The organism is Maricaulis sp., from assembly GCF_048268525.1.
GTDB lineage: Bacteria > Pseudomonadota > Alphaproteobacteria > Caulobacterales > Maricaulaceae > Maricaulis.
This window is the reverse complement of the sequence record NZ_JBLWVH010000001.1, coordinates 77,865-103,964: the sequence shown is the minus strand read 5'-3', so window position 1 is coordinate 103,964 and position 26,100 is coordinate 77,865. Positions and strand designations below refer to the sequence as shown.

At 63.4% G+C, this 26,100-nt stretch carries 21 protein-coding genes and 1 tRNA gene; 9 read left to right on the top strand and 13 right to left on the bottom strand.

Annotated elements, in window-relative coordinates:
* Positions 1-203: 203 nt before the first annotated feature.
* Positions 204-2,960, bottom strand: coding sequence for a TonB-dependent receptor (locus ACN0X9_RS00490; protein WP_417485673.1), 2,757 nt, complete (start codon positions 2,958-2,960; stop codon positions 204-206).
* A 343-nt stretch (positions 2,961-3,303) separates the two neighbouring features.
* Between ACN0X9_RS00490 and ACN0X9_RS00485 the strand changes: the two genes are divergently transcribed.
* The gene (locus ACN0X9_RS00485) at positions 3,304-4,713 is read left to right on the top strand and encodes a mannitol dehydrogenase family protein (RefSeq protein ID WP_417485672.1); all 1,410 of its coding nucleotides are present in this window, start codon (positions 3,304-3,306) and stop codon (positions 4,711-4,713) included.
* Between the two features lie 138 nt (positions 4,714-4,851).
* Here ACN0X9_RS00485 and ACN0X9_RS00480 read toward each other — a convergent pair whose 3' ends face one another.
* From ACN0X9_RS00480 to ACN0X9_RS00465, 4 genes are read right to left on the bottom strand one after another with little or no spacing between them, the layout of a single operon-like run.
* Entirely contained in the window at positions 4,852-5,058 is a 207-nt protein-coding gene (locus tag ACN0X9_RS00480; RefSeq protein WP_417485671.1) for a DUF2892 domain-containing protein, read from the bottom strand.
* Positions 5,055-8,327 (bottom strand): efflux RND transporter permease subunit, encoded by a 3,273-nt coding sequence (locus ACN0X9_RS00475; protein WP_417485670.1) that lies wholly within the window; start codon positions 8,325-8,327, stop codon positions 5,055-5,057. Before ACN0X9_RS00475 ends, ACN0X9_RS00480 begins: the two co-directional genes overlap by 4 nt.
* On the bottom strand, positions 8,324-9,292 hold the full coding sequence (locus ACN0X9_RS00470) for an efflux RND transporter periplasmic adaptor subunit (protein ID WP_417485669.1): 969 nt from the start codon (positions 9,290-9,292) through the stop codon (positions 8,324-8,326). The genes ACN0X9_RS00475 and ACN0X9_RS00470 overlap by 4 nt, the downstream gene beginning before the upstream one ends.
* A gap of 8 nt (positions 9,293-9,300) precedes the next feature.
* The gene (locus tag ACN0X9_RS00465) at positions 9,301-9,657 is read right to left on the bottom strand and encodes a rhodanese-like domain-containing protein (protein WP_417485668.1); all 357 of its coding nucleotides are present in this window, start codon (positions 9,655-9,657) and stop codon (positions 9,301-9,303) included.
* Between the two features lie 85 nt (positions 9,658-9,742).
* On the opposite strand from ACN0X9_RS00465, the gene ACN0X9_RS00460 reads away from it, so the two are divergent.
* Positions 9,743-10,075 carry an ArsR/SmtB family transcription factor gene (locus ACN0X9_RS00460; protein WP_417485667.1) on the top strand — a complete coding sequence of 111 codons (333 nt, stop codon included), beginning with the start codon at positions 9,743-9,745 and terminating at the stop codon, positions 10,073-10,075.
* 42 nt (positions 10,076-10,117) lie between these two features.
* Positions 10,118-11,398 (top strand): NAD(P)/FAD-dependent oxidoreductase, encoded by a 1,281-nt coding sequence (locus tag ACN0X9_RS00455; RefSeq protein WP_417485666.1) that lies wholly within the window; start codon positions 10,118-10,120, stop codon positions 11,396-11,398.
* Between the two features lie 91 nt (positions 11,399-11,489).
* Here ACN0X9_RS00455 and cydX read toward each other — a convergent pair whose 3' ends face one another.
* The 3 genes from cydX to ACN0X9_RS00440 are packed head-to-tail and all read right to left on the bottom strand — an operon-like array spanning position 11,490 to position 14,382.
* The gene (gene cydX / locus ACN0X9_RS00450; protein WP_417485665.1) at positions 11,490-11,612 is read right to left on the bottom strand and encodes a cytochrome bd-I oxidase subunit CydX; all 123 of its coding nucleotides are present in this window, start codon (positions 11,610-11,612) and stop codon (positions 11,490-11,492) included.
* Between the two features lie 19 nt (positions 11,613-11,631).
* Entirely contained in the window at positions 11,632-12,777 is a 1,146-nt protein-coding gene (cydB, locus tag ACN0X9_RS00445; RefSeq protein WP_417485849.1) for a cytochrome d ubiquinol oxidase subunit II, read from the bottom strand.
* A 9-nt stretch (positions 12,778-12,786) separates the two neighbouring features.
* On the bottom strand, positions 12,787-14,382 hold the full coding sequence (locus ACN0X9_RS00440) for a cytochrome ubiquinol oxidase subunit I (protein WP_417485664.1): 1,596 nt from the start codon (positions 14,380-14,382) through the stop codon (positions 12,787-12,789).
* A gap of 64 nt (positions 14,383-14,446) precedes the next feature.
* Between ACN0X9_RS00440 and cydD the strand changes: the two genes are divergently transcribed.
* The 3 genes from cydD to ACN0X9_RS00425 are packed head-to-tail and all read left to right on the top strand — an operon-like array spanning position 14,447 to position 18,326.
* Entirely contained in the window at positions 14,447-16,159 is a 1,713-nt protein-coding gene (gene cydD / locus ACN0X9_RS00435) for a thiol reductant ABC exporter subunit CydD (protein WP_417485663.1), read from the top strand.
* Positions 16,156-17,853, top strand: coding sequence for an amino acid ABC transporter ATP-binding/permease protein (locus tag ACN0X9_RS00430; protein ID WP_417485662.1), 1,698 nt, complete (start codon positions 16,156-16,158; stop codon positions 17,851-17,853). The genes cydD and ACN0X9_RS00430 overlap by 4 nt, the downstream gene beginning before the upstream one ends.
* Positions 17,850-18,326 carry an Rrf2 family transcriptional regulator gene (locus ACN0X9_RS00425; RefSeq protein ID WP_417485661.1) on the top strand — a complete coding sequence of 159 codons (477 nt, stop codon included), beginning with the start codon at positions 17,850-17,852 and terminating at the stop codon, positions 18,324-18,326. The genes ACN0X9_RS00430 and ACN0X9_RS00425 overlap by 4 nt, the downstream gene beginning before the upstream one ends.
* 151 nt (positions 18,327-18,477) lie before the next feature.
* On the opposite strand, the gene ACN0X9_RS00420 is transcribed toward ACN0X9_RS00425, so the two are convergent.
* Both ACN0X9_RS00420 and ACN0X9_RS00415 read right to left on the bottom strand, forming a co-directional pair.
* On the bottom strand, positions 18,478-19,188 hold the full coding sequence (locus ACN0X9_RS00420) for a peroxiredoxin (RefSeq protein ID WP_417485660.1): 711 nt from the start codon (positions 19,186-19,188) through the stop codon (positions 18,478-18,480).
* 361 nt (positions 19,189-19,549) lie between these two features.
* Positions 19,550-19,639, bottom strand: a tRNA-Ser gene (locus ACN0X9_RS00415).
* 272 nt (positions 19,640-19,911) lie between these two features.
* Here ACN0X9_RS00415 and msrA point away from each other — a divergent pair.
* The 3 genes from msrA (at position 19,912) to ACN0X9_RS00400 (ending at position 22,159) form a co-directional block, all read left to right on the top strand.
* Positions 19,912-20,565 (top strand): peptide-methionine (S)-S-oxide reductase MsrA, encoded by a 654-nt coding sequence (gene msrA / locus ACN0X9_RS00410; RefSeq protein ID WP_417485659.1) that lies wholly within the window; start codon positions 19,912-19,914, stop codon positions 20,563-20,565.
* 88 nt (positions 20,566-20,653) lie between these two features.
* The gene (locus ACN0X9_RS00405) at positions 20,654-21,328 is read left to right on the top strand and encodes an HAD-IB family phosphatase (RefSeq protein ID WP_417485658.1); all 675 of its coding nucleotides are present in this window, start codon (positions 20,654-20,656) and stop codon (positions 21,326-21,328) included.
* Between the two features lie 117 nt (positions 21,329-21,445).
* Positions 21,446-22,159, top strand: coding sequence for a DUF4386 domain-containing protein (locus ACN0X9_RS00400; protein WP_417485657.1), 714 nt, complete (start codon positions 21,446-21,448; stop codon positions 22,157-22,159).
* Here the strand turns inward: ACN0X9_RS00400 and serA are convergent.
* The 3 genes from serA to lepA all read right to left on the bottom strand — a co-directional run bounded on the left by serA (position 22,156) and on the right by lepA (position 25,923).
* Positions 22,156-23,376 carry a phosphoglycerate dehydrogenase gene (gene serA, locus ACN0X9_RS00395; protein WP_417485656.1) on the bottom strand — a complete coding sequence of 407 codons (1,221 nt, stop codon included), beginning with the start codon at positions 23,374-23,376 and terminating at the stop codon, positions 22,156-22,158. The two genes, ACN0X9_RS00400 and serA, sit on opposite strands and share 4 nt — an antisense overlap.
* 134 nt (positions 23,377-23,510) lie before the next feature.
* Positions 23,511-24,041, bottom strand: a complete 531-nt coding sequence (locus ACN0X9_RS00390) for a peroxiredoxin (protein ID WP_417485655.1) — start codon at positions 24,039-24,041, stop codon at positions 23,511-23,513.
* 73 nt (positions 24,042-24,114) lie between these two features.
* A complete protein-coding gene (lepA, locus tag ACN0X9_RS00385) occupies positions 24,115-25,923 on the bottom strand; it encodes a translation elongation factor 4 (RefSeq protein WP_417485654.1) in 1,809 nt (602 codons plus the stop codon).
* Positions 25,924-26,100: the final 177 nt, after the last annotated feature.

Sequence of the window (26,100 nt, the reverse complement as noted above, 5' to 3'; positions counted from 1 at the left end):
TGCGCCAAGCCGGTTCCGGCTTGATCTCTTGTGTTTGCGTTCGATCAAGCCTGTGCCGGGCATCGCTTGCGGAAAGTTCAGCGCGCGACATTCCGGAGCCCGCCAACTGACTGGCTGGGATGGAGGACGACACTATCCATTCAATTGAAAAGGCCCGGCGCAGAAACTGCGCCGGGCCTCCTGTTCTCGACCGATCAATACGATCAGAACGTTGCGCGGACCCCAAACAGGTATTCCGTGCCCGTGTGATGATAGACCGTCGGCAGATAGCCGGAGTCATAGGTCTGGTGCTCAAACTCATCGGTCAGGTTGATCGCCTCGAAGGTGAGATCGATCATGTCGTTGACGCGGTAGGAGGAGGCGAAGTCGAGATTGAAGCTCGCTTCCACACCCCGTTCGTTACGACCGGAACCATTGGCCCGGGTCGTCACATAGGCATCGCGGTAAGCCGAGGAGATGCGGGCCGACAGGCGGTCATCTTCATAATAGATGGTCGCATTATAGGCATTCGGCGAGAAGCCGATGATCTCGTCACTATCGACATAGGTGTAGTTGCCCTGGAAGCCGAAATTGTGGAACGGCGCCGGCAGGAAGGTGAAGGGCTGTTGATAGGCCACTTCGAAACCCTGCACCGAGGCACTTCCGCCATTCGACACCTGGCTGATCTCGACCAGCGGATCGCCGCCGGCCTGGATCAGGTTGAAGAGCGGGCTGGACGCCGGCGGCAGGTTGGCCGGCAGGCCGGACAGGCTGTAGGCCACTTCAACCGACTGGGAGGAGGTGAAGAAGCTCGACACATCCTTGTAGAAGAAGCTGACCGCGAACAGGGCTTCGTCATCGAAATACCACTCGAATGACGCGTCATAAGCTGTCGCCCGGTAGGGGTCGAGACCCGGATTACCTGCATTGTAGGAGAAGGGAGGTCCGGTGAAGCTGTCCAGCGAACCACCCGGCGTCAGATTGCCGAGCGACGGACGGGCCATCACCTTGGCAACGCCGAAGCGCATCAGGAAGTCCTCGGACATCTCGAATGTCAGGTTCAATGAAGGCAGCGTATCTTCATAGCTGCGCTCGACCGTGACTTCCGTACCGCTGACCAGACCCGTCGCCGAGGTGGTGGTTTCGACATAGCGGATGCCGACATCACCGCGAACCGGGATGCTGCCCAGCTGGGCTTCGAAGTCGGCCTGGACGAAGGCGCCCAGATCCTCTTCGCTCACGGCGCGCTGATTACCAGCCCGAACCGTTCCCGGAATGTTGTAAATTCCGGCAGCCGCGGCAGCGGCCTGGATGTTCGGGACCAACCAGGCAGTGTCATTGCCCGCCGGCATTCCCAGATCATTGCCGAAACCGGTGAGCACCGATGAAAGTCCGCTGGTGATCGGCAGGCCGCTCGCACCAACCGGGCAAGACACACCTGGCAGGTTACAGACAATCGAGCCATTGGTGCTTTCGCGCCGGGCTTCGCGGCTTTCAAAGTCATATTGCTTGAAGTTCAAGCCACCCGAGATGATCCAGGTTTCATTGGCATCGAATTCGAGCGTGGCCGAGAAAGTGTCGAAGCTGTTGGTCACTGACTGCGGACGGTCGCGGATCTCGGTGAAGGCAAACTGCGAAGCATCCGTCACGTCAAGCGACCCGAAATCGATCGCCGGCGTGTTGAGATTGCCGCGGAAGTCATACGAGTATCCGGTCACATCGCCGATGGCGTCGAACAGGATGGTCGTCTGCACCGGGTTGTCGAAATCCGATGTCACCGTACCAGCCAGGAAGTTGCCGCGCAGACGGTCCGAGAAGTCGTGATCGACGTTCAGGGTGAACTGGGTGAACTCGGTCGTCAGCTCATCATAGCGGCCTTCCGAGCGGATCGGGTGGGTACCGTTGGCATTGGCACTGATGTCGAAATTGCCCGAGTCGATGATGCTCAGCCCACTGTCGACCGTGAAGCTGTTGACGTCGAACTGACCCTGCTGGCTACGAATGAAGACTTCCAGGAAGTTCTCGGTACGGGTCGCGTCGAAGCTGGAATAGAGCGCATCCAGCGATACCGTCGTGCTGGCACTCGGACGGAATTGAAGACCACCAGTAATGCCCAGACGCTCCTGCTCATTGGTCAGACGACCATAGCGCGGGATGCGGGGGTGATAGACGGTCGAGCTCGAATTGATGCCGGCACAATCCGGTCCCGCCGGACAGGCGACGCCATTCACCGAGCGGAAGTTGCCGTCGTCCCAGCGAACCGTCGAGAAGCCTTCCTCGATGATGGTGCGGTCAGAGAAGGCGATCGACAGATTGGCGCCGAAAGTCTCTTCTTCATTGACCCAGGACACAAGACCGGCAACGCGCGGGCTGGTCTCTTCGGACAGGCTGTTATAGCCCATCTGGCCCGACATGGCGGCCGTCAGCCCCGAACCATAGTCGAACGGGCGCGCGGTGCGCAGATCGACGGTGGCGCCCAGGGAACCTTCATCCATCGATGCGGACGTCGTCTTGGTGACGCGGATCTGGTTGAACAGGTCGGACGCAAACGTGTTGAAGTCAAAGCCGCGACCACGGTTCGAGCCGCCCGAGGCATCGGAACCACCCGTGGTCGACATGGCTTCCATGCCGTTGATGCGAACGCGGGTGAAGTCCGATCCAAGACCGCGAACCGTGATCTGGCGCCCCTCACCGGCAACACGGTTGATCGAGATGCCCGGAATGCGCTGGATTGATTCGGCCAGGTTGAGATCCGGGAACGCCGCAATATCCTCCGCGACGATGGCATCGACGACACCATTGGAGTCGCGCTTGACGTCCAGCGCTTGAGCCAACGAGCTCCGGAAGCCCTGAACGGTGATGACATCCTCGTCCTGCGCTTGCGCCGCCGCCCCGAGCGCTGTCCCCAACACCAGACTGGCCGTGGCACAGCCGGCCAGAAGGCGCAGTTTGCCTGTTGGCGTAATTGAATTCCTCATCATTTCCTCCCCGCTGCGGCCGGTTTCCGGTCCGCGTGTGATATCTCGACCCCGAAGCAGTGCCAGGCAATTTGCAATGACACCGGTAGCATTTCTGTCTCGACCAATCCAGTTTCAATCGACGCTGAAACTGAACGCGGTCGGACCAGTTTGGATCGAGGCCATGCTGCACAACAATGACACCGGTGGCAATTTGTTTTTCAAACTTTCCTTGCTGCGCCGCAACAATGAACATCGCCTGCAGTTTCACATCTGCCGCCATGCAAGCTGTTACGTTGGGTCGGGACCCATTGCGGGCCAGTGAATACTGGCTACTCTGGACAAAGGTAACCGGTGTCATGGATCAATGAAGCTCAACCTTTCCACACTCGACCACCTCGCGGCTCATGTGCGTCGGCCGGACTATGTCCCGCCTCAGCAGGCTTGCGGCATTGTTCATTTGGGCGTTGGAGCATTCCATCGCGCCCATCAGGCGGTTTACACCGATGCGGCGATGAATGCGGGAGAGCGCGACTGGCGCATCATGGGCGTTTCTTTGCGCAGCCGCTCTGTCCACGACCAGCTCACTCCCCAGGACGGGCTGTACGCGGTCAGCACGAAAAGTGAGGCAGCCCCTGAAGTTCGCGTAATTGGCGCTATCGCCGGCGTCCTGGTCGCGCCGGACAACCCCGCGGCAGTCGTCGACGCCCTCGCCTCAACCGCAACGCAGATTGTCACGCTGACGGTGACAGAGAAAGGATACCACCAATCCGCCGGCGGAGGGCTCGACATGAATGCGCCCGCTATCGCAGCTGACCTCACTCATTTGGGGGCCACCACGATTTTTGGCTTTCTTGCCGCCGCCCTGCACAGGCGAAGGCAAGTATCCGCAGGCGGCCTCACCCTGCTGAGCTGCGACAACATGGCGGAAAATGGCAACAACCTGGCCCGCTCGCTCAACGATTTCCTGGAACAATATGACCCGACGCTCGCCGATTGGACGCGACGTAATTGCAGCTTCCCGTCTTCCATGGTCGACAGGATCGTGCCGGCAACCACGGATCCCGACCGCACGGAGCTACGCGAAACATCCGGCCTGGAAGATGCGGGTGCCGTGTTCACCGAACCATTCAGTCAATGGGTCATCGAAGACAACTTCGTCGGGTCCCGGCCAGGATGGGAGCAACATGGCGCCGAGCTCGTCAGCGATGTCGCACCCTATGAAACAGCCAAATTGCGGATGCTCAATGGTGCACATTCCGCACTCGCCTACCTTGGTCTGGCAAAAGGCCTGAGCCTCGTTTCCGAGGCGATCGCGGACCCCGAGCTGGGGCCCCTGGCCAAGCGTTTGATGCGGGAAGAAGCCGCCACCAGCTTCACCCCCGCACCAGGCCAGAACCTGTCACACTACGCAGACGAACTGGAAGCGCGCTTCTCCAATCCGGCCTTGCCCCATCGCCTGATCCAGATCGCCATGGACGGGTCTCAGAAAATTCCGCAACGCTGGCTCAGCACCCTGTCGGCCCGCCAGGAAGCTGGACGTGAGAGTCCGGCTATCCTGCAGGCGCTGGCCAGCTGGATCCTGTATGTGCGCGGCACGTCATGCGCGGTGGATGACCCGATGCGAGATCAACTGGCTCGCACCTGGCAAAGCGCCGGTCAGGCGGGAATCGCCAGCGCCCTCTTCGGCAGGGACGGACTCTTCCGCGAACACTGGATCGCCAGCGAGGCAACGCTGGAAAATCTGGGCAATCTTGTCCGCACGGAACTGACCTGACCCGGAACCGACCCACCAGTCGACAAACGTCGAACCGATTGGCCAAGGCGGCCCGACATCAAGCAGCCGTGCCTCACCAAGCCATCAACCCGAAATTGGCGCGGCGCCAGGAGTTTGCTGCAGGCACGGCCGACTGCGTCAGCGATACTCGCCCGTGCCCTCGTTCAAACCCAGCGCCCGGAATACCATCGCTGCCGGGCAGAAACCGGTGAAGCTGGTCTGGATCAGATTGAGACCGACAAACCCGGTGAGCAGCAGCCACCAGGGGCTCACCTGCCAGGCAAGAATGGCGGACAGGATCACCATGGATCCGGCAAACAGCATGACGGCGCGTCCGAGTGTCATGACGCATCTCCTTCTTGGGTGAGTGACTCTGTATCCGGAACGTGCGCCGCATCCCCATCCTTGAAGATCACGTAGATCGCCGGAATGACGAGCACGGTGAGCAAGGTGGAGGAGGCCAGCCCGAACAGGAGCGAAATGGCCAGCCCCTGGAAAATCGGATCGCCGAGGATGACCGAGGCCCCGATCATCGCCGCTATCGCGGTGAGCAGGATCGGCTTGAAGCGGATCGCACCGGCCCGCAGCAGGGTTTCGCGCAGGGGCTCACCGGCCTCCGCCCCATGGCGGATGAAGTCCACCAACAGGATGGAGTTGCGCACAATGATACCGGCCAGGGCGATAAATCCGATCATCGAGGTCGCGGTGAAGGCGGCGTCGAACAGCCAATGGCCGAGGATGATGCCGATGAAGGTGAGCGGGATCGGCGTGAGAATGATCAGGGGCACCCGGAAGGAGCCAAACTGCGCCACGACGAGAACATAGATGGCGAGAATGGCGACACCGAAGGCAGCCCCCATATCGCGGAAAGTCACATAGGTGATCTCCCACTCGCCGTCCCAGAGCAGGGTGACCGTGTCATCACTGTCCGGCTGGCCATACATCCGGATTTCCGGCTGCGGCACCGCCTCGCTCCAATCGCGTTCAGCAAGCGCGTCCTCGACTGCGAACATGCCATAGATCGGAGCCTCGAAATCGCCGGCCAGCTCGGCCATCACCATTTCGGCATACCGGCCGTCACGACGGAAAATCGGGTGCGAGCCCGCCTCCTCGCTGACCGAGACAACATCGCCCAGCTCGACCACACCGCGATCACCCGGCAGGACATTGGCCGGCACCGGTGTCGAGGCCAGGCGCTCCGACCAGCTCAGCGCCTCGCGCGGCAGACCAACGCGTATCTCGATCGGATCGCGACCCTCGCCGCGATGTGAATAGCCGACCGGCACGCCCTCGGTCAGGGCCAGGATGGTGTCATAGACATCGCTCTGGAGGACCCGGAAATACTCGAGACTGTCCTGATCGATCTGCAGCCGCAGACGGGGCCGGGGCTGACCGAAACTGTCATCAATATCGGTGACATAGGGCACGGACTGGAAGGCCGCCCGAACCTCTTGCGCGACCGCGCGGCGGGTCTCGGCGTCCGGGCCGTAAATCTCTGCCAGCAAGGTGGCGATGACCGGCGGGCCTGGCGGGATCTCGGCAATCCGGACGGTAGCACCGTCCGGCAGCTCCAGCCCGGCCAGCAATTCCCGCGCTTCCAGCGCGATCTCGTGCGAAGACCGGTCGCGATGATGCTTGGCTTCCAGATTGACCTGGAGATCGCCCAGCTCGGGTCGCTCACGCAGATAGTAGTGGCGGACCAGCCCGTTGAAATTGAACGGTGCCGATGTACCGGAATAGAGCTGGATCGAATGCGCCTCCGGCAGCGCGGCGAGGCGCTGGGCGGCGGCCATCAGGACACGCTCCGTGCGTTCCAGAGTGGCGCCTTCAGGCAGGTCCACAATGACCTGGAATTCCGACTTGTTGTCGAATGGCAGCAATTTCACCGTGACCGTCCGGGTCGCGAATAGCGTCATGGACGCCACAGTCAGGACGCCGACTACCAGAAGCAGGGTCCAGGCCGAGCGGCGGCTGGCGACAATCGGCGTAGCGACACGGCGGTAGAGCCGGCCGAGCACGCCCTCGCTCTCGCCATGATGCCCGCCTTCACCCGGCTCGGCGTCTCCGCCGGACTTGGCCCGACCGGCGACCAGCATCATCAGCCAGGGCGTCAGGATCATCGCCACGAAGAAGGAGAAGATCATCGCCGCCGAGGCATTGACCGGGATCGGCGCCATATAGGGGCCCATCAGCCCGGAGACGAACAGCATCGGCAGAAGGGCAGCCACCACGGTCAGGGTCGCGACGATGGTCGGATTGCCCACCTCAGCCACCGCTTCGATCGCCGCACGCAGGCGCGGTCGCCCGTCGCGCATGGCCCAGTGTCGGGCAATATTCTCGATCACCACAATGGCGTCATCGACCAGGATACCGATCGAGAAGATCAGCGCGAACAGCGAGACCCTGTTGATCGTGTAGCCCATCAGATTGGAGGCAAACAGGGTCAGAAGAATGGTCGTCGGAATGACGATGAAGACCACAATACCCTCGCGCCAGCCGATCACGAAGGTAACCAGAAGCACGATGGAAACCGTTGCCAGGCCGAGATGGAAGAGCAGCTCATTGGCCTTCTCGTTCGCGGTCTCGCCGTAATTGCGCGTCACCTCGACCTGGATGTCGTCCGGCAGCAGCGTGCCGCGCAGCAATTCAAGCCGTTCGAGAATGCGCTCGGAGACCACGACCGCATTGGCCCCCTCGCGCTTGGCGATGGCCAGGGTGACGGCCGGCAGGGCGGTCCAGTCACTGTCATGATCGGTCCGGGTCAGCGTGAAGGCGCGGGCATTGGCCGGCTCAGCGCCGGTGATGACATCGGCGACATCGCGCACATAGACCGGTCGGCCATCGCGCGAGGTCAGCAGGAGAAGCCCGATATCGCGCTGGCCCTGCAGGGTCTGGCCGGCGGCCACAGATACCGTGCGGTCGAGCGCTGTCATCTGGCCGGCCGGGAAGGACTGGTTCGCCTCGGCGATGCGCCCGGCCAGTTGTTGCAGGGTCACGCCATATTGCGACAGGCGCTCGGGATCGGGCTCGATCCGGATCTGGTCGGCGCGACCGCCTACCAGATAGGTCAGGCCGACCTCCTCGACACTGGTCAGGGCGGCGCGCAATTCCTCACCCAGCGTGTGCAACGCACGGTCATCCCAGCGCTCGGCCCGGTCAGGGCGCGGCGACAGGGTCAGCGCGACAATGGCGACATCATTGATGCCGCGCGCCACGATGAGCGGCTCGGGAATACCATGCGGGATGCGGTCCATATTGGCGCGGATGCGCTCATGGACTCGCAGGATGGCGGCGTCGCGGTCAGTGCCGACATCAAAGCGGGCGGTAACCAGAACGCTGTCATCTTCGGTCTGGGAATAGACATGCTCGACCGCATCGATGGAGCGGATGACGGCTTCCAGCGGCTCGGTCACCAGCTCGACCGCGTCCGCAGCGCGCAAGCCATCGGCGCGCACCATGATATCGACCATGGGCACGGAAATCTGCGGCTCTTCCTCACGCGGAATGACCATCAGTGCGATCAAGCCGACAGCCAGCGAGGCCAGCAGGAGCAAGGGGGTCAGGGGCGAGCGGATGAAGGCCTGGGTGAGATGGCCCGAAATACCGAGTTTCATGGTTGCACCAGGAGGTCGCCGACCGACAGGCCGCTGAGGATTTCAATACCGCCCGGATGCGTTTCACCGCGCAGCACCGCGACATCGCGTTCGCCCTCCGGCGTGTCGAGACGGACATAATCGGTGCCGTAGCGGGTGACGATCAGACCCGCCGGGACCAGTAGCGCATCGCGCTCATCAACCGAGACATAGACCCGCACCCGCTCACCGACGAAGAAGCTTCCGAGCCCCTCCACCACAGCGTCGGCGACGACCCGTCCCTCGGCAATCCGGGGATAGACCTGGCGGATCTGGCCGCTTTGCGCCACGGCATCCCCGAGGCTGGCGGCATCGACTTCGACCGTGTCACCAACCTCGATGGACCGGGCGTGACGCTCCGGCAGTCGCAGGCGCAGGAGATAGAGGTCCGAGGCGATCACGGCGAGCGGCTCGCCGGGAAGCACCACGCTGCCGGCAGTGACATCGACCGACAGCACGCGGCCGCTTGAGGGTGCTAGGACATCACCTTCGCGGGCCTGCTGGACCAGCACATCGCGCCCGCGGCGGGCGGCATCGAGCTGATTGGCCAGCACATTGACCTGGGTTTCGGCCTCGTCCAGCCGCGCTTGCGGGAAAATGCCCCGGGCGAACAGGTCTTCGGCCCGCTCCAGGTCGATCCGCGCTTGCGCGAGTTGGGAATTGAGCGCCGCCGCGGCGGCATTGGCCGAGCCGATCTGCGGCGCCAATTGATCATTGATGACGACGGCGAGCACGTCACCCGCCTCCACCGCATCGCCCTCATCGACCCGCAATTCGCCGATCGTGCCGCCAATCCGGGCTCGCGCCCGCACCGTGTCGACACTTTCCACCGTTGCGAACACCGCCTTGCGGTCCGCGACCCGGCTCAGGGTCACTTCATGAGGAACAGCGTCCTGGGCCGCCGCCGGGGCGGCCAGGAGGAGAGACAGGATCAGGGCGCGCAGCATGGGAGACCTCAAACAGCCTGGGGATCGATGACCTGGCCGGTGGCCGGATCGATGCGAACGGTGGGCAGGCCAGCCGATTTCCAGGCCATCAGACCGCCGCGGACATGGGCGGTGATATTCACACCAGCCGCCTGGCACCGTTTCAGCGCATCCATCGACCGCTTGCCGGAGCCGCAGTGCAGCACCACGTCGCGACTGGCGTCAACGGGAAGCCGTTGCGGGTCGAAGGTGGACAATGGGTGCAGGCTGGCCCCGTGCAAACGCTCGGTGGCGAACTCGCCCGGCTCGCGCACATCAATGACGACAGCCTTGTCGTCCGCTATGGCGGCGGACACGTCCTGCGGTTCCAGTTCTCGAAGTGTCATCACTCTCTCCCGTCGGGTTGTGAAGCATGATTGACATCTAATTTAGTTATATCTACTTTAGTGTCAACTAATGAAATGAGTGACCATGCCCGATACGAATTCTTCTCCGCTGCACGAGCTGCAGCAACAGGCTGGCGAAGCCGCATCCCTCCTGAAATTGCTGGCGAATGAGCGACGACTGCTCATCCTCTGTCATCTCGTTGGCGGCGAAGCGACTGTGAGCGAGCTGCGTGAAGTCGCCGGGCTATCGCAATCAGCGGCGTCCCAGCACCTCGCCAAGATGCGCGCGGACGGTCTGGTGGAAGGCCGAAAGACCGGCCTTCAGGTTCACTACTCCATCGCCGATCCGCGCCTTGTCGGCATTCTGTCCCATCTCAAGGCCCAATTCTGCACCGCGGCCGAGGCTTTCGGTCGCTAAATCACTCCGCATCCCAAAACAGGCGGAGATCAGGGAGGTAGCATGGCTCATATCGTTGTACTCGGCGCCGGCCTGGGCGGCGTGCCCATGGCTCTGGAAGCCCGCCGCGAACTCGGTCGCGATCACAAGATCACCGTGGTCTCGGACAAGGACACATTCCACTTCACACCGTCCAACCCCTGGGTCGCGGTCAACTGGCGCAAGGCCGAGCAGATCAAGGTCGATCTGGCACCCATGTTCGCCAAGAAGGGCATCGAATTCGTCCACGCCGCCGCGACCGAGGTCCGGCCGGAGGCCAATGAGATCGCGCTCGAGAATGGCGAAACGCTCGCCTATGACTATCTGGTGATCGCCACCGGCCCCGAGCTCGCCTTTGACGAGATCGAGGGTTTGGGACCGCATGGCGGCTTCACCCAGTCCGTCTGCCATGTCGACCATGCCGATGACGCCAGCGGCGTCTGGGACAATTTCGTGGAGAACCCGGCCCCGATCGTTGTCGGCGCTGTCCAGGGGGCCTCATGTTTTGGCCCGGCCTATGAATTCGCGATGATCCTGGAAACTGATCTGCGCAAGCGCAAGATCCGCGACCAGGTCCCGATGACCTTCGTTACCTCGGAACCCTATATCGGCCATCTCGGCCTCGACGGGGTCGGGGACACCAAGGGCCTGCTGGAAAGCGAGCTGCGCAACCGGCACATCAAATGGATCACATCGGCCCGCGTCACCAAGGTCGAGGACGGGGTGATGCATGTCGAGGAAGTCAATGAAGACGGCACGGTCAAGAAGACGCATGAATTGCCCTTCGGCTATTCGATGATGCTGCCTGCCTTCCGCGGCATCCCGGCCGTCCGTGATGTTGAAGGCCTGGTCAATCCGCGCGGCTTCGTGCTGATCGATGAACACCAGCGTAATCCCGCCCATGCCAATATCTTTTCGGTCGGTGTCTGCGTCGCCATTCCGCCGATGGACACGTATGCGGTCCCTGTCGGCGTGCCCAAGACCGGCTTCATGATTGAGTCGATGGTGATGGCCACCGCTCGCAATATCCGCGACGAGCTGGACGGCAAGGAAGCGCGCCATGTGGCGACCTGGAATGCGGTCTGCCTGGCTGATTTCGGCGATGGCGGGGTGGCCTTTGTCGCCATGCCGCAAATCCCGCCGCGCAATGTCAACTGGGCTGCGGAGGGCGGCTGGGTCCATCTCGGCAAGATCGCCTTCGAGAAATACTTCCTCGGCAAGATCCGCTCGGGCCAGGCCGAACCCTTCTACGAACGCGCCCTGTTCGAGATGATGGGCGTGCACAAGCTCAAACCCGACAACTGACCTGCCGCGACCGACGCGGACACCTGACACAGAAACGGCGAGCCGGTTACCCGGCTCACCGTCTTTTTTGTTGGGTCTGTGCCAAGCGGGCCTATTCGGCGCAGTCGATCTCGTCGCAATTGACCGCGTCGGGGGTGAATTCCAGCCACAGCGCGTTCAGGATGCCAAAACCGAGTGCCGCCGCGAGGCCGAGTATCCAGGTGAAATACCACATCACTTATTTCCTTTCCGGCTCAATAGGAGCCCGGTGACTGGGCGTCATCGGTCGTCACACGCCCCCACAGGACCTTGAACACCCAGGCGGTGTAAAACAGGATGAGCGGCACGAAGATCGCCGTCATGATCAACATGAAGAACAGGGTACCGGCGCTCGACGAGCTGTCCCAGACCGTCAGGCTGGCATCGGGATTGAGCGAGCTGGGCAGGATGAAGGGGAACATCGAGACCCCCGCCGTCGCAACCACGCCAGCGACCGAGACACCCGAGCTCAACAGGCTCATCGCATTGCGCTTTTTGGCCAGACCGAAAGCCGCGACGGCAGCACCGGCCACCGCCATCAACGGTGCGATCACCATCCAGGGATGGCGGCCGTAATTGCCAAGCCAGGCGCCGGCCCCGACCTCCACGGTCTTGCGCAGGGGATTGGACGGTCCGTCGGTGACGACTTCCGATGTGATGGCATAACCCGGCAGCAGGGAAGCAACCCAGATGCCCGCCACGACAAACAGGATCACGGTCACGATGGCGGCGACCGAACCGAAGCGCGCAGCGCGGTCGCGCACCTCACCCTTTTCGGCCTTGACCACAAGCCAGGATGCGCCGTGCATGACCAGCATGGCCACCGAGATCAGGCCGGCCAGCAGGCCGAAGGGATTGAGCAGGCCGATCAGGCCGCCCTCATAAGTCGCCCGCAGCATGGGATCGAGGTCGAAGGGTACGCCGCGCAGGACATTGCCGACCGCGACACCGAAGATCAGCGCCGGAACGAAACCGCCCACGAAAAGGGCCCAGTCCCAATTGCGCCGCCATGCGGCGCCGGGACGCTTGGACCGGTATTTGAAACCGACCGGGCGCAGGATCAGCGCGGCCAGGACCACGAACATGGCGAGGTAGAAGCCGGAAAAGCTGATCGCATAGACGAATGGCCAAGCGGCAAAGATAGCGCCGCCGCCGAGGACCAGCCAGACCTGGTGACCCTCCCACATCGGGCCGATCGTATTGATGACGAGACGACGCTCGGCATCGGTCTTGGCGACAAAGGGCAGCAGGGTCGCAACCCCGAGATCATATCCGTCCGTCACGGCAAAGCCGATCAGGAGGACGCCCAGCAATACCCACCAGATAAGGCGGAGCGTGGTGTAATCGAGTGGCAATTCCATCATCACCTCCTATTGATCGTAGAGCGGCGCCGGGATGGCAGCGTTCGGCCCCACGGGGGCAGAGCCGGGCACCGTCTGCGCTGTCGGACCGGACGTGACCGGCCCCTGCCGGATAGCGCGCACCATCAGCATCACCTCGATGACCGCCAGGACGCCATAAAGGGCGGTGAAGCCGATCATGGTCAGGATGACCTGGCTGGCCGACAAGCTGGACACGCCCATGAAGGTCGGCAGCACGCCGTCAATCACCCAGGGCTGACGCCCGGTTTCCGCCAGCACCCAGCCCAGCTCGGCCGCGATCCAGGGTAGCGGAATGATCGCCACCGCCAGTCGCAGGAACCAGCGCGGCAATTGCCGCTTCATGCTGGAGAAGTAGAAAGAAGCACCAAACACGGCGATGAAGAAGAAGCCGAGGCCGGCCATCAGCCGGAAGGACCAGAAGGACATCGCCACATTGGGCACGGTGTCCCAGGCGGCCTGTTCGATCTGCTCCGGCGTGGCCTGGCGCGGATCATCGAGATGGCGCAGCAAGAGCATGCCATAGCCCAGATCGCGCTTGTGGAGCTCGAACTGTTCGCGGGCAGCCACGTCTTCATGATCAATCGCGAGGCGCTGCACGGCATCATAGGCGAGAATGCCATTCTCGATCCGGTCCTCGGCTATGGCGACCAGCGGCAGGATGCCCTCGACCTCTCCGTCGAGGCTGCGGGTCGCGATCAGGCCGAGCACCCACGGCACCTGGATCTCGTAATGGGTTTCACGTCCCTCCTGGTCGGGGATGCCGACCAGCGTCAGCGGGGCCGGCGCCTCTTCGGTGTGCCACATGGCCTCGAGGGCCGCGAGTTTCATGCGCTGGTTGTCGGTCAGCGTGTAGCCACTCTCATCGCCCAGGACGACAACTGACAAAGCCGAGGCGAGGCCGAAGGCCGAGGCGACAGCGACCGAGCGCTTGGCCAGACCACGATGACGTCCCTTCAGGAGATAGAAGGCCGAGACGCCCAGTACGAAGACCGAGGCGGTCACATAGCCGGCCGAGACCGTGTGAACGAATTTCGCCTGGGCGACCGGGTTGAACAGGACTTCCATGAAGTTGACGACTTCCATCCGCATCGTGTCCGGATTGAATTCCGAACCGACCGGGTTCTGCATCCAGCCATTGGCGATCAGGATCCACAGCGCGGAGAGATTGGAGCCCAGCGCCACCAGGCCGGTCACCATCCAGTGGATGGGACGTGACAGCTTGTCCCAGCCAAAGAACATCAAACCGACAAAGGTCGCTTCGAGGAAAAAGGCCATCAGGCCCTCAATCGCCAGCGGCGCTCCGAAGATGTCGCCGACATAGTGCGAGTAATAGGACCAGTTGGTGCCGAACTGGAATTCCATCGTGATCCCGGTGGCGACACCGAGCACGAAGTTGATCCCGAACAGGGTCATCCAGAATTTGGTGATGTCCTTCCAGACCTGTTTGCCGGTCAGGACATAGGCCCCCTCCATGATCACCAAGATCATCGAAAGACCCAGCGTCAGGGGGACGAACAGGAAATGATACATCGCCGTGAGCGCGAATTGCCATCGCGACAGGTCGGCAACAAGAAGCTGTTCCATGGCTTGCACTCCGGGCTCAGCGCTTTAACTTGCACTCTACATACGACTTATGGAAAGAGCCGCAATGGGCGAAACGTCGCATGCGAAAATAGGGACCGACGCCACCGGGAACACCCGGCCGGACGGGCGCATCGAGCTGGCCCGCTGGTCCCGAAACGCCGCACCCTATACCCGGCTATCCATGCTTGCCAACGGTTTGCAGACCCTTTGCGCCATTGGCTTCGCCGCGGCCTTTGCCACCGCCATCGCCGCCCTGGCCGACGGGCGCGACGCGGCGGTCGCCCTGGGTCTGGCGGCATTGTTTGTCGGTCTGCGGGCCGGTCTTGGCTATCTGGGCCAGCTCACCGCGGAGCAAGCCGGCGAACGGCTGGTCCGCACCGCGCGACAAGACATCATGCGCCTCACGGGCGACGGCGGACCGACGGTGCTCGACGGCGCCCCGACCGGGGAACGAATTGCCCAACTTGTCGACCGGACCGCCCTGCTGGCGGGTCACACCGCGCAATGGCTGCCCGGACGCATGGCGGCCATCATCACGCCCGTGCTCGTGCTGATCGCGGTTCTCACCCAGAGCTGGCTGGCCGGCGTGTTGATCCTCGTCTCAACCCTCATGTTGCCGGTCTTCATCTGGCTGACGGCCTCGGAGACCGCGGCCCTCGCCCGTGCCCAGCAAGCCTCCCTCGACGCGCTCGCCGGCGTGTTTGAGACCCGAACCCGCATCGCGGGGACGATCCGGGCCTTCAATGCGGTCACGCGCGAAGCCGATACGATCCACGCAGCGACCGGGGAGCTGGCCCGCAAGACCATGGCGATCCTGCGCGTCGCCTTCCTGTCGACCGCCGTGCTGGAATTCTTCAGCTCGGTCTCGATCGCCCTGGTGGCGGTGTATGTCGGCTTCAAACTGCTCGGCGTCTTCCCCTTCCCGACCGGCGAGATCCTCACCCTGCGCGAAGGCCTGATGGCGCTGATCCTTGCGCCGGAATTCTTCGCACCGATCCGCCAACTTTCCAGCCTCCACCACGCCCGCAGCGACGCTGCCGCCGCCGCGGAATCGCTGGCGGGACTGACCAATGCCGAGCCATCAATCCCGCCCGTTCACCTTCCCCCGCTCAACCATGCCCCGACGATCGACTGGCAGGCCGTCGCGCTCGGCCGGGGCGGTCACTGCGTCCTCGACCCGGTGACGGCGACCGCGCGCGCTGGTGAGATGACCGTCCTGTGGGGGCCCTCGGGCAGCGGCAAGACCACGCTCCTCCTCTCACTGCTGGGCCTCGCCGAGACCTTGACCGGGCAGATTCGCGTTGATGGCACACTGCTGGAGACAGGCCACTCGCTGGCGGCCTCAGCCGCCTATATCGGCCAACGCCCCTGGGCCGTGGAAGGAAGCGTTCGCGACAATCTGCGTCTGGCCGGGGCAGCCGCCGATGACGAGGCCATGCGCCATGCGCTTGTCGCTGCCGGGTGCGACAGCTTTCTCGGTCCGAAGGACAGTATGCTCGATGTCGAAATCGGGGCCGGTGGTGCGGGGCTGTCCGGCGGCGAGCTGCAAAGACTGGCGATTGCCCGCGCCCTGGTCGGCGAGGCCCGCCTTCTCCTGCTGGATGAACCGAGCGCGCATCTCGATGAAGCCCGCGAGCAGGCCCTGCTCGCCACCCTGCGCCGCCTTGCGCCCGATCGGACCGTACTTGTCGCCAGCCACAGCGCGGCCGTGAAGCAAGTGGCCGACCGGGTCATCGCGATCGAGACCCATACCGCCAATGCGGAACGCGCCTCATGATCCGCCTTTGGAACCATCTCGGTCGCCCCCAGGCCGGGCGCATACTTGTCGCCATCGCCCTGAGCGCGGCGGGCGGCATACTCGCCGTCGTCCTGCTCGGTGTCTCTGGCTGGTTTCTGACAGCCAGTGCGATTGCCGGCAGTGCCGGAGCCGGGCTGCTCTTCAATCATCTCTATCCCAGCGCGACGGTACGCGGCACCGCGATGGGGCGCATTGTCGCCCGCTATGGCGAACAGCTGGTCGGCCATGATGCGACCTTGCGAATGTCGTCAAGCCTGCGCCGCGCCCTCTTCCTCGCCACCGCCCGGGCCACCCCCGGCCTGCGTCGTGGCAGCTCTGATGAATTATCGGTGGTGCTGGACGATGTCCGCCATGTCGAAGCCGGCCTGCTGCGTATCGCGCTGCCTGGCGTCACAGCCCTGGCCGGTTCCCTTGCCGCGCTCGGTTTCGCCGCCTTTGCCGGCATACTCACCCTGCTCACGGTCGCACTGGGGCTGGGCGCGGCGCTGGCGCTCGGCACGGGGCCGGGACTGCGCCAACAACGCCGCGCCGATGCCCAGCAGGCTGCGATCGCGGATCGACTGCGCCGGGATGCCGCGGAGCTGGTCGAGAACCGGATCGAGTTGGAAGCGCTGGGCCGGTTTTCAGATCATGGTGCGCGATGGGCCGAATTGGCCGTTGAGGCCGAAACCGCCGGGCTTGCAGCGCGCCGCCGCGGGCATGTCCTTGCCGCGACCACCAGTGCTCTGGGCGGGCTGACCGCCCTGATTGCCGTTCTCGCCGGCCTGGCGGACGGAGCCGGTATCGCCATCCTCGCCGGCATGGCGCTCGCCGTGCTGGCAGCGCATCAAGGCTTGGCGCTCTTCCTCGCCGCCCTGGCCAACCTGCCGGCGACCCGGATTGCCCAGTCCCGTGTACAGGCACGGTTGGAGGCCACGCCCGTCATCCGGGAAGCGGATCCGGCCGCGGCGCAGCCGGTCAGTGACATCCTGCCGCTGCGGCTGGACGGTCTGACGGTCGGCTTCGAGCCGGGCCATCCCATCACAGAGCCAGTCTCCCTGGAATTACAGCCTGGTGCGGTCCTTGAAGTCACCGGCCCCTCCGGTACCGGCAAGACGACCCTCCTGGAAACCCTCGCCCGCCTGCGCGAGCCGGTCAGCGGGGAGCTGCTTTACGGTGGCATCAAGGCACAGACCTGCCGGGCCGCCGCGCTCCGCCAGTCGATCGGGATCGCGCCGCAAATCCCCGATGTCCTGCCGGGCGACCTGCGCGAGACCCTGCGCCTCGCCAAGCCAGACGCCGACGATGCCGAACTGATGGCGGTCTGTCAGATCGCCGGCTTTGATGTGCGGCTGGAGGCCGACGGGACCGGGCTCGACCAAGCTGTCGAGGAAGGTGGCGCGAATTTTTCCGGCGGCGAATTGCGTCGCCTCAGCCTGGCCCGCGCCCTGTTGCGACAGCCGCGTCTTGTGCTGCTCGATGAACCCTTCGCCGGACTTGACGCCACTCTGGCTGACCGGCTGGCAAGCCGCCTGTCCGGATGGGCGGCGAAAACACAATCGGCCCTGATCGTGGTCACCCATTCACCCGACCAATCCCGATGGCCCGACCTGTCCTATCAGCAGGCCGAGCTGAAACCACTCGCCGGGCGGGATCGCTCGGCCTTGTCGCCAGACTCAGGAGCACACCCATGAGACTGACCCATTTCACCAATTATGCGCTGCGAATGCTGCAATACGCCGCACTACGCGATGGCGAGGTCAGCCGGGTCGCGGACATCGCCCAGATCCACCGGGCCTCGGTCCATCACATGATCAAGGTGGCCAACATGCTCGGCCGGGCCGGGTATCTGGAGACCCTGCGCGGGCGCAGTGGCGGCATTCGTCTGGCGAAACCGGCGCAGGACATCACCGTGGGAGAAGTCGTCCGGATCACGGAAGCGCCGCTGGAGCTGGCCGAATGCTTCAACGCCGAGAGCAATACCTGCCCGCTGATCGGCGCCTGCAATTTGTCGAGAACCTGGCACCGCGCGCTCGCTGCCTTTCTGGACGTGCTGGATGGGGTGACGGTCGCCGACATTGCCGCCAATCGGGGCGAGTTGATGGACCGTCTCATGCTGCCGCCGGATGACGAGCCAGATGACATACCGGACCCAGCGCAGCACTGAGCTGACCGGACCCCGAGCCCGGCCCAGGCCGCGATACGCCCCGAATGCGCCAAGGTCGTTCAAAAGGACATGCGCCGACCGGTATGAAACCGGCCGGCGCATGCATCGGGGCCATCGCAAGGACAGAGGGCAAGCGGCCCCGATTGGGGGTTCAAAGGTCGCGGGTGGAGAAGTACCAGTCGACCGTTTCATAGCCTTCCGAGAAGCGCTGCTCGGCAAGCGCATCGGTCGCCGGCGGCGGCACGATGACTTTCTCGCCCGGCTGCCAGTTTTCCGGTGTCGCCACCTTGTTGGCGTCCGAGGTCTGCAGCGCCGTGACCAGGCGAACAAATTCCTCGATCGAGCGGCCATTGGACATCGGATAGTAGACCATCGCCCGCATCACACCTTCGGGATCGATGATGAAGGTGGCACGGACTGCCGCGGTGTCGGACGCGCCCGGCTGGATCATGCCATAGGCACGGGCCACATCCATCGACAGGTCGGCGATGATCGGGAATCCGATCTCGACGCCGAAATTCTGCTTGATGCTGCGCACCCAGGCGATGTGGGCGTAGTGGCTGTCGATCGACAGGCCGAGCAGTTCGGTGTTGAGAGCTGCGAACCGGTCCTGGGCTTTTGCGAAGGCCATGAACTCGGTCGTGCAGACCGGCGTGAAGTCGGCCGGGTGGGAAAAGAGGATCAACCACTTGCCACGATAGTCCGACAGAGAACGCTCGCCATGTGTGGTCAGCGCCCGGAAATCCGGGGCCGGTTCGTTGATACGGGGCAGGCTGGCGCACTCACGAGCCCGCTCGCGGAGACGTCGACCGCCGCCATGACCTTCGCCATGGCCGTTTTCGAATTCGGTTTCATTTGCCATTTCAGATGCCTTTCATCCTGGGGTCAAACAGGCTTTCGCCCTTGGCCAGCAGAGAAGCGTTTTAATCAGCATCTGCAAAACTAGTATTTTCAATACCTATTAAAAAGGAAATTTATGGCGTCCGATTGCCGCAGATTCAAAGGGCCGCGTTGCTTGATCTGTCACGACAATATCCCCTGACCCATCCAATTGCTCTCAGCTGGAATGAGCAGGCCAGTACGCTTGGATGTATTGACGGAAACTTCCCTGTTCGGCCAACCTGTCCGTCCTGGTATTGGGCGAAGGGATCATCCCGCGAAGGCGCGGAAACACCGCGGGAATTGCGCGATGCCATTTTGTCTAATTATTTCAAGAAGATATGTGGCGGTGAGGGTGGGATTCGAACCCACGAGACGGTTACCCGCCTACACGCGTTCCAGGCGTGCGCCTTCGACCACTCGGCCACCTCACCGCGAAGGCGCGGACTATACCCATCGGGGCGCATCCTGCAAGGCGTCTTGCTCAGCGTTCTGACCGCTCTGACCGAGATTTGTCAGCGGCGCGTGCCTGCAACAGCGGCAGGCGTATCGCGACAGACAAATACAGGCTCATTCCCGAGACCGGTTCTGCCCCCGACATCTTGCAGGCGGAGCTCTTCGGCGGGCAGTCGATACAGCGGGGGCACTGGTTTTTGAGCGCGTGACGCCTATCTTGACAGCAATCACCAAGGTGTCGGAGCCCGTCATGTCAGACCCGGTCTGGAAATCACGCATCATCCCTGCCGACCAGGCCCTGCCCGGTCGGTCAACGCCTGTTGCCACCGCTCCGACACACTTCGTCACCGGTCGCGACATCCGGGTCGGATGCCCGGCGGGCATGGCCGAAATCTACCTCGGACTGGGTTGCTTCTGGGGTGCCGAACGGATCTTCTGGGAGACGCCCGGCGTATGGCATACAGCGGTCGGCTATGGTGGCGGCACCACACCCAACCCGACCTATGCGGAGACCTGCACCGGGGCCACCGGGCACACCGAACTTGTCCGCGTTGTCTTTGACCCGGACCAGCTGTCGCTCGATCAGGTCCTGAAACTGTTCTGGGAAGGGCATGATCCGACCCAGGGCATGCGCCAGGGCAATGATCGCGGCACCCAGTACCGCTCGGCGATCTACGCGACCAACGCCACCCAGCTGGCTGCGGCGCGGGCTGCCGCCGAGCGCTACCAGGCCGAACTTGACGCCGCCGGACTTGGCGCGATCACCACCGAGATCACCGAGGCTGGCCCCTTCTACTATGCCGAGCAGGAGCACCAGCAATACCTTGCTCGCAATCCGTCAGGCTATTGCGGAATTGGTGGCACCGGCGTTGTCTGCCCGATCGGTCGCCCGACGACCGCCTGAGTCCGCGGCAATCAAAAACACTGACAGCTCCCCATGGCCTGTCTAGACTCAAGCCGAAGGGTTCAGGCTGGAAATTCAGGATGGCGGCGTGACACGACTGATTGCCTTTGACGTGGATTCCACACTGCTGCGGGTCGAGTCGCTGGACACGGCGCTTGAGGCGGCATTGGCCGGGCGCGAGGACAAGGTCGCAGCCAAGGCCCGGCTGCACGAGATCACCCGGGGCGGCATGTCCGGCAGCATGGCCCTGCGCGACAGTCTCGAAGCGCGCCTGCAACTGGCGGCCCTCGACCGTGAGGGCGTGGCTGCGGTGGGCGAACAATTGCGCCAACGTGTGACGCCCGGCATGGCGCCCTTGATCCGGAAGCTGCGCGAACGCGGCGATGTGCTTCACGCCATTTCAGGCGGATTTACCGACTTGCTGGAACCCGTGCTGGCAGATCTCGGATTTGGCCAGGGCGATATTCACGCCAACCGGTTTGTCTGGAGCGGCGACACGGTCAGCGGACTCGATACCGACTACCCGTTGTCGCGCAATGGCGGCAAGGCCGAGATATTGAACAGCATCGCCGCCAAGGCGGATGAAACCATCATGGTCGGTGACGGCATGACCGACTTCGAAGCTTTCGAGGCCGGCGCCGCCGACCGCTTCATCGGCTTTGGCGTCATTGCCAAACGCGAGGTGGTGGTCGCCGCCTGTGAGTGGTCCGGCGCCAGCTATGTGCGCACGGTGGGCGGTCTGGCCAAGGCGCTGGGCGTCTGAGGCTCGGCAGGCGAGCCGGCCTGACATTCCCGTTTGGCCGATTTCCAAATCGGCAAGACAGGTCAGCCGACCAGGTTTTAGTGTGGCACCATGTTCCACGCTGAAACCGGAGTCGTTATGAGTTCTGCCCCCCGCCCCGACAATCCCGTCACCCTCGCCCGCCTGTCGGGCCTCGCCTATCTCGCCATCATCCTGTGCGGCATTTTTGCCCAGATCGCCGTCCGCGGAGAACTGATCGACTGGCAGGCTGCCAGCGCGACTGCCGACCGGATCCGCGAGCAGACGGGCCTGCTTCGCCTCGGCATTCTCGCCGATTTCACGGTCCTGTGTCTGGACGTCGTGCTGGCAGTGACTTTCTACCGCCTGCTGGCCCCGGTCGACCGGGGTGTGGCCCTGTTTGCCTTGGCCATCCGCCTGGTCATGAGCGGCGCCTTGGCCGTGGCCTTGCTCGCGCAGATCGCACCCCTGCTTCTACTGGGTGACTCACCCGTTGCCGCACAACTGGACCCCATAATGGCGGGTCAGGCCGCACTGACCTTACTGGCGCTCCACAATGAGGGCTATATCCTCGCCCTCATGCTGTTCGGCCTGCACTGCCTCTGTCTTGGCGTGCTGCTTTTCAGGGCACCCTTTTTCCCGGCCATTCTCGGCTTGGCGATGGGCGTGTCCGGGTTCAGCTACCTGGCACTCGGCATTGTCCATTTCGCCTTGCCGGCATTGGACGGGGTTGGCGGCCTGCTCTTGTTGTCGGCGGCATTGCCCGAATTCATTCTCGCTGGGTGGTTGCTGATTGTCGGCCTCAGTCGCCGGAAGTGGGAAGCAACCGGTTAGCGCACCAGCCGCGCCCGGATCGATCCGTCGAGCGCCCGGACGTGATCGATGAACCCGCTCGGGATGTCCCCCTCCAGATCGGCCGCCACATAACCCAGCTCGCCCCGCGTCTCGAGGTGCTGCGCGGCGATATTGGCGCCCGAGGCGCTGACCGCGTCATTAAGGCGCGACAGGAAGCCGGGCGCGTTTGAGTGAAAGCTCAACAGACGCGTCCGGCCGGGCTTGACGTGGCCCGGCTCGATTTCGGGTACGTTGACAGCCCCCTTGGTCGCACCCAGCGCGACATAACGGGCCAGCTTGCCCGACACATCCTCACCGATCGCCTGCTGGGCCTCCAGCGTCGAACCGCCGATATGCGGGGTGAGGATAATGTTGGAGAATTTCTGCAGCGGCGAGACAAAGGCCTCGTCCTTGGACGCCGGCTCCTTGGGGAAAACGTCGACAGCCGCGCCGATCAGGTCGCCGCGCTCCAGGGCGCCGGCCAGAGCATCGATATCGACCAGGTCACCGCGGGCCTGGTTGATCAGGATGGCACCCTTTTTCATCTTCGCGATGGCGGCCGCATCCATGATGTTGCGGGTCTGCTCGGTCGAGGGCACGTGCAGGGTCACGACGTCGGAGATCTCGAGCAATTCATCCAGACTGGCGCAGGCACGGGCATTGCCATGCGCCAACTTCGGTTCGGTGTCGTAAAAATAGACATGCATGCCGAGCGCACTGGCCAGCACCGACAATTGCGAGCCGATATTGCCATAGCCGACAATGCCCAGCTTCTTGGCCCGGACCTCGTGCGAATTGGTGGCCGACTTCTGCCACTCGCCGCGCTGCGCCGCCGCCGACCGCATCGGGATGCCGCGCATCAGCATGATGATCGAGGCCAGGGTCAGCTCGGCGACCGAGCGGGTATTGCCGAACGGTCCGTTGAAGACCGGGATGCCCCGAGCCGCCGCCACGTCGAGATCGACCTGGTTGGTACCGATGCAGAAACAGCCCAGGGCCAGCAGGTTCGGCGCCGCGTCGAAGGCGGCCCGGTTCATCTTGGTGCGCGAGCGGATACCCGCCAGCACCGCCGGACCCAGCGCGGTGTGCAGATCGGCGATCTCCAGCGCAGCGGCATGGCGTTCGATCGAATAGCCCGCCGCGCCAAAGGCCACATCCGCAACCGGATGGACATTCTCGAACAGGACAACGGAACCGGCGTGGGCGGGGTCAGACATCGCGGCTTTTCCTTGGCGCATGGACGCGGCCAGAATCGCCGCTTTTCATGGCGCACCGCAACACGATGCAGGCGGACTTGTCCACCGCATGATATCGCTAACGGGTCGCCACTCCGGCCACCCGCCAAGCAATATTATTCGACATTCAGCGCCCGAACGGCGGCAAGCGTCTGATCAACATGCTCATAGGGGCTCATTTCCGACCAGGAAAAGGCAATGGTCGAATTTTGATCGATCACATAGGAGGTGCGATTGGTCCAGCCCGGACGCATCATCATGCGCGCGTCATAGTCACGAGCCATGCCGTCCTCGATCGCGAAGACCGGAAAGGCCGAGGCGCAATGCTGGGTCGAGAACTCGGCCAGACGGTCGGTATTGCCACCGGTCACACCGATCACGGTCGCGCCTTCGGCGGTGAAATCATCAATCGCCTCGGCAAAGGCCGCCGCCTGGGCTTCACAGCCCGAGGTGAAAGCCGCCGGGAAGAAGAACAGCACCACCGGTCCCTCGGCGAGCGCTTCGGCAAGATGGAAGGAGACCGGCTCGCCGGCCTGGAAGCCAGACACGGTGAAGTCGGCAGCCGCATCGCCGGCGTCCAGCTCGGCGAGAGCGGGGGCGGCAAGGGCAATGGTGGCGGCCAGGCTGGCAGCAAGGATATGGCGCATCAGGAAACTCCCCGTGTGATGCCGTCTGTCTGGCCACAAAGATGGGGCGTCTGCCTCACTTGGCAAGCCCCGATCAGTTATCATCCATCTTCAAGGCGGCGATAAAGGCTTCCTGCGGGATTTCGACCTTACCGAACTGGCGCATCTTCTTCTTGCCGGCCTTTTGCTTGTCCAGCAGCTTGCGCTTGCGCGAAGCGTCACCGCCATAACATTTGGCGGTCACGTCCTTGCGCAGGGCGGACAGGGTTTCGCGGGCGACGATGCGGCCACCCAGGGCGGCCTGGATCGGGATCTTGAACATGTGCCGCGGGATTAGCTCTTTCAACTTTTCGCACATGGCCCGGCCCCGCAGCTCGGCGCGGGCCCGGTGCACGACCATGGACAGCGCATCGACCGGTTCGTCATTGACCAGGATGGACATGCGGACCAGATCGCCGACGCGGTCCTCGATCCACTGATAGTCGAACGAGGCATAGCCCTTGGAAATCGATTTCAGGCGGTCATAGAAGTCGAACACGACCTCATTGAGCGGCAGCTCATAGACGACCAGGGCGCGATTGCCGGCATAGGTCAGCTCGATCTGGTTGCCGCGCCGGTCCTGACACAGCTTCAGCACGCCGCCCAGATACTCGTCCGGCACCAGGATGGTCGCCTTGATCCAGGGTTCGGCAATGGTGTCGATCTTGACCGGGTCCGGCATGTCGGCCGGATTGTGCAGGTCGATCTCGCTGCCATCATTCATGTGCAGGCGATAGACCACCGACGGCGCCGTGGTGATCAGCTCGATATTGTATTCGCGCTCGAGACGCTCGCGGATGACTTCCAGGTGCAGCAGGCCAAGGAAGCCGCAGCGGAAACCGAATCCGAGCGCCGCCGAGGTCTCCATCTCGTAGGAGAAGGAGGCATCATTGAGGGCCAGGCGCTCGATCGCCTCGCGCAGATCCTCGAACTCGGCACTGTCGACCGGGAAGAGACCACAAAAGACCACCGGCTGGGCCGGCTTGTAGCCCGTGAGCGCCTTTTCGGCCGGACGCCGGTCATCGGTGACGGTGTCGCCGACGCGGGCATCGCGGACCTGTTTGATCGAGGCATTGAGATAGCCCAGCTCGCCCGGGCCGAGGCTGTCGATGGCCTCTTTCTTGGGCCGGAACACGCCGACCCCGTCGACCGGGTAGGTCGCACCCGTGCCCATCAAGCGCACTTTCATGCCCTTCTTCAGCGTGCCTTCGATGACCCGCACCAGGCAGATGACGCCGAGATAGGGGTCATACCAGCTATCGACCAGCATCGCCTTCAGGGGCGCGTTGGGGTCGCCGGCGGCCGGCGGCGGCAGGCGGGTGACAACGGCTTCCAGCACATCCTCGATACCCAGGCCGGTCTTGGCCGAGATCTCGACGGCGTCCGAGGCATCCAGCCCGATCACGTCCTCGATCTGCTCCTTGACCCGATCCGGCTCGGCGGCGGGAAGGTCGATCTTGTTGAGCACCGGCACGATCTCGTGATTGACCTCGATCGCCTGGTAGACATTGGCGAGGGTCTGGGCTTCGACGCCCTGCGAGGCATCGACGACCAGCAAAGAGCCTTCACAGGCGGCCAGCGAGCGGTTGACCTCATAGGCGAAGTCAACGTGTCCGGGCGTGTCGATCAGGTTGAGGACATAGGTCTTGCCGTCCTTGGCCGTGTAGTCGAGACGCACGGTCTGGGCCTTGATCGTGATGCCGCGCTCACGCTCGAGTTCCATATTGTCGAGCACTTGCTCTTTCATCTCGCGCTGGGTCAGTCCGCCCGTCACCTGGATCAGGCGGTCGGCCAGCGTGGATTTGCCGTGGTCGATATGCGCCACGATGGAGAAATTGCGGATGAGGGACGGATCTATGGTCATGGAGCGGGCAGGTAGCATCGACAACGGGTTTGGCCAAGCGGGATAGGCTGTTTGAGCGAAATGGGGACAGGTAGAATTAGCGCCGCTATGCGCGCTAATTCTACCTGTCCGACGTTCAGCGGCCCTCCCGCCCGCCTGGCGACGCGGAGCGCGTCAGACCGCAATGCCCGAAGGGCG

What these genes read in the sequence shown, in the direction of transcription:
- ACN0X9_RS00490 (WP_417485673.1), bottom strand. Translation starts at nt 2,960, where the DNA reads ATGATGAGGAATTCAATTACGCCAACAGGCAAACTGCGCCTTCTGGCC.
- ACN0X9_RS00485 (WP_417485672.1), top strand. Translation starts at nt 3,304, where the DNA reads ATGAAGCTCAACCTTTCCACACTCGACCACCTCGCGGCTCATGTGCGT.
- ACN0X9_RS00480 (WP_417485671.1), bottom strand. Translation starts at nt 5,058, where the DNA reads ATGACACTCGGACGCGCCGTCATGCTGTTTGCCGGATCCATGGTGATC.
- ACN0X9_RS00475 (WP_417485670.1), bottom strand. Translation starts at nt 8,327, where the DNA reads ATGAAACTCGGTATTTCGGGCCATCTCACCCAGGCCTTCATCCGCTCG.
- ACN0X9_RS00470 (WP_417485669.1), bottom strand. Translation starts at nt 9,292, where the DNA reads ATGCTGCGCGCCCTGATCCTGTCTCTCCTCCTGGCCGCCCCGGCGGCG.
- ACN0X9_RS00465 (WP_417485668.1), bottom strand. Translation starts at nt 9,657, where the DNA reads ATGACACTTCGAGAACTGGAACCGCAGGACGTGTCCGCCGCCATAGCG.
- ACN0X9_RS00460 (WP_417485667.1), top strand. Translation starts at nt 9,743, where the DNA reads ATGCCCGATACGAATTCTTCTCCGCTGCACGAGCTGCAGCAACAGGCT.
- ACN0X9_RS00455 (WP_417485666.1), top strand. Translation starts at nt 10,118, where the DNA reads ATGGCTCATATCGTTGTACTCGGCGCCGGCCTGGGCGGCGTGCCCATG.
- cydX (WP_417485665.1), bottom strand. Translation starts at nt 11,612, where the DNA reads ATGTGGTATTTCACCTGGATACTCGGCCTCGCGGCGGCACTCGGTTTT.
- cydB (WP_417485849.1), bottom strand. Translation starts at nt 12,777, where the DNA reads ATGGAATTGCCACTCGATTACACCACGCTCCGCCTTATCTGGTGGGTA.
- ACN0X9_RS00440 (WP_417485664.1), bottom strand. Translation starts at nt 14,382, where the DNA reads ATGGAACAGCTTCTTGTTGCCGACCTGTCGCGATGGCAATTCGCGCTC.
- cydD (WP_417485663.1), top strand. Translation starts at nt 14,447, where the DNA reads ATGGGCGAAACGTCGCATGCGAAAATAGGGACCGACGCCACCGGGAAC.
- ACN0X9_RS00430 (WP_417485662.1), top strand. Translation starts at nt 16,156, where the DNA reads ATGATCCGCCTTTGGAACCATCTCGGTCGCCCCCAGGCCGGGCGCATA.
- ACN0X9_RS00425 (WP_417485661.1), top strand. Translation starts at nt 17,850, where the DNA reads ATGAGACTGACCCATTTCACCAATTATGCGCTGCGAATGCTGCAATAC.
- ACN0X9_RS00420 (WP_417485660.1), bottom strand. Translation starts at nt 19,188, where the DNA reads ATGGCAAATGAAACCGAATTCGAAAACGGCCATGGCGAAGGTCATGGC.
- msrA (WP_417485659.1), top strand. Translation starts at nt 19,912, where the DNA reads ATGTCAGACCCGGTCTGGAAATCACGCATCATCCCTGCCGACCAGGCC.
- ACN0X9_RS00400 (WP_417485657.1), top strand. Translation starts at nt 21,446, where the DNA reads ATGAGTTCTGCCCCCCGCCCCGACAATCCCGTCACCCTCGCCCGCCTG.
- serA (WP_417485656.1), bottom strand. Translation starts at nt 23,376, where the DNA reads ATGTCTGACCCCGCCCACGCCGGTTCCGTTGTCCTGTTCGAGAATGTC.
- ACN0X9_RS00390 (WP_417485655.1), bottom strand. Translation starts at nt 24,041, where the DNA reads ATGCGCCATATCCTTGCTGCCAGCCTGGCCGCCACCATTGCCCTTGCC.
- lepA (WP_417485654.1), bottom strand. Translation starts at nt 25,923, where the DNA reads ATGACCATAGATCCGTCCCTCATCCGCAATTTCTCCATCGTGGCGCAT.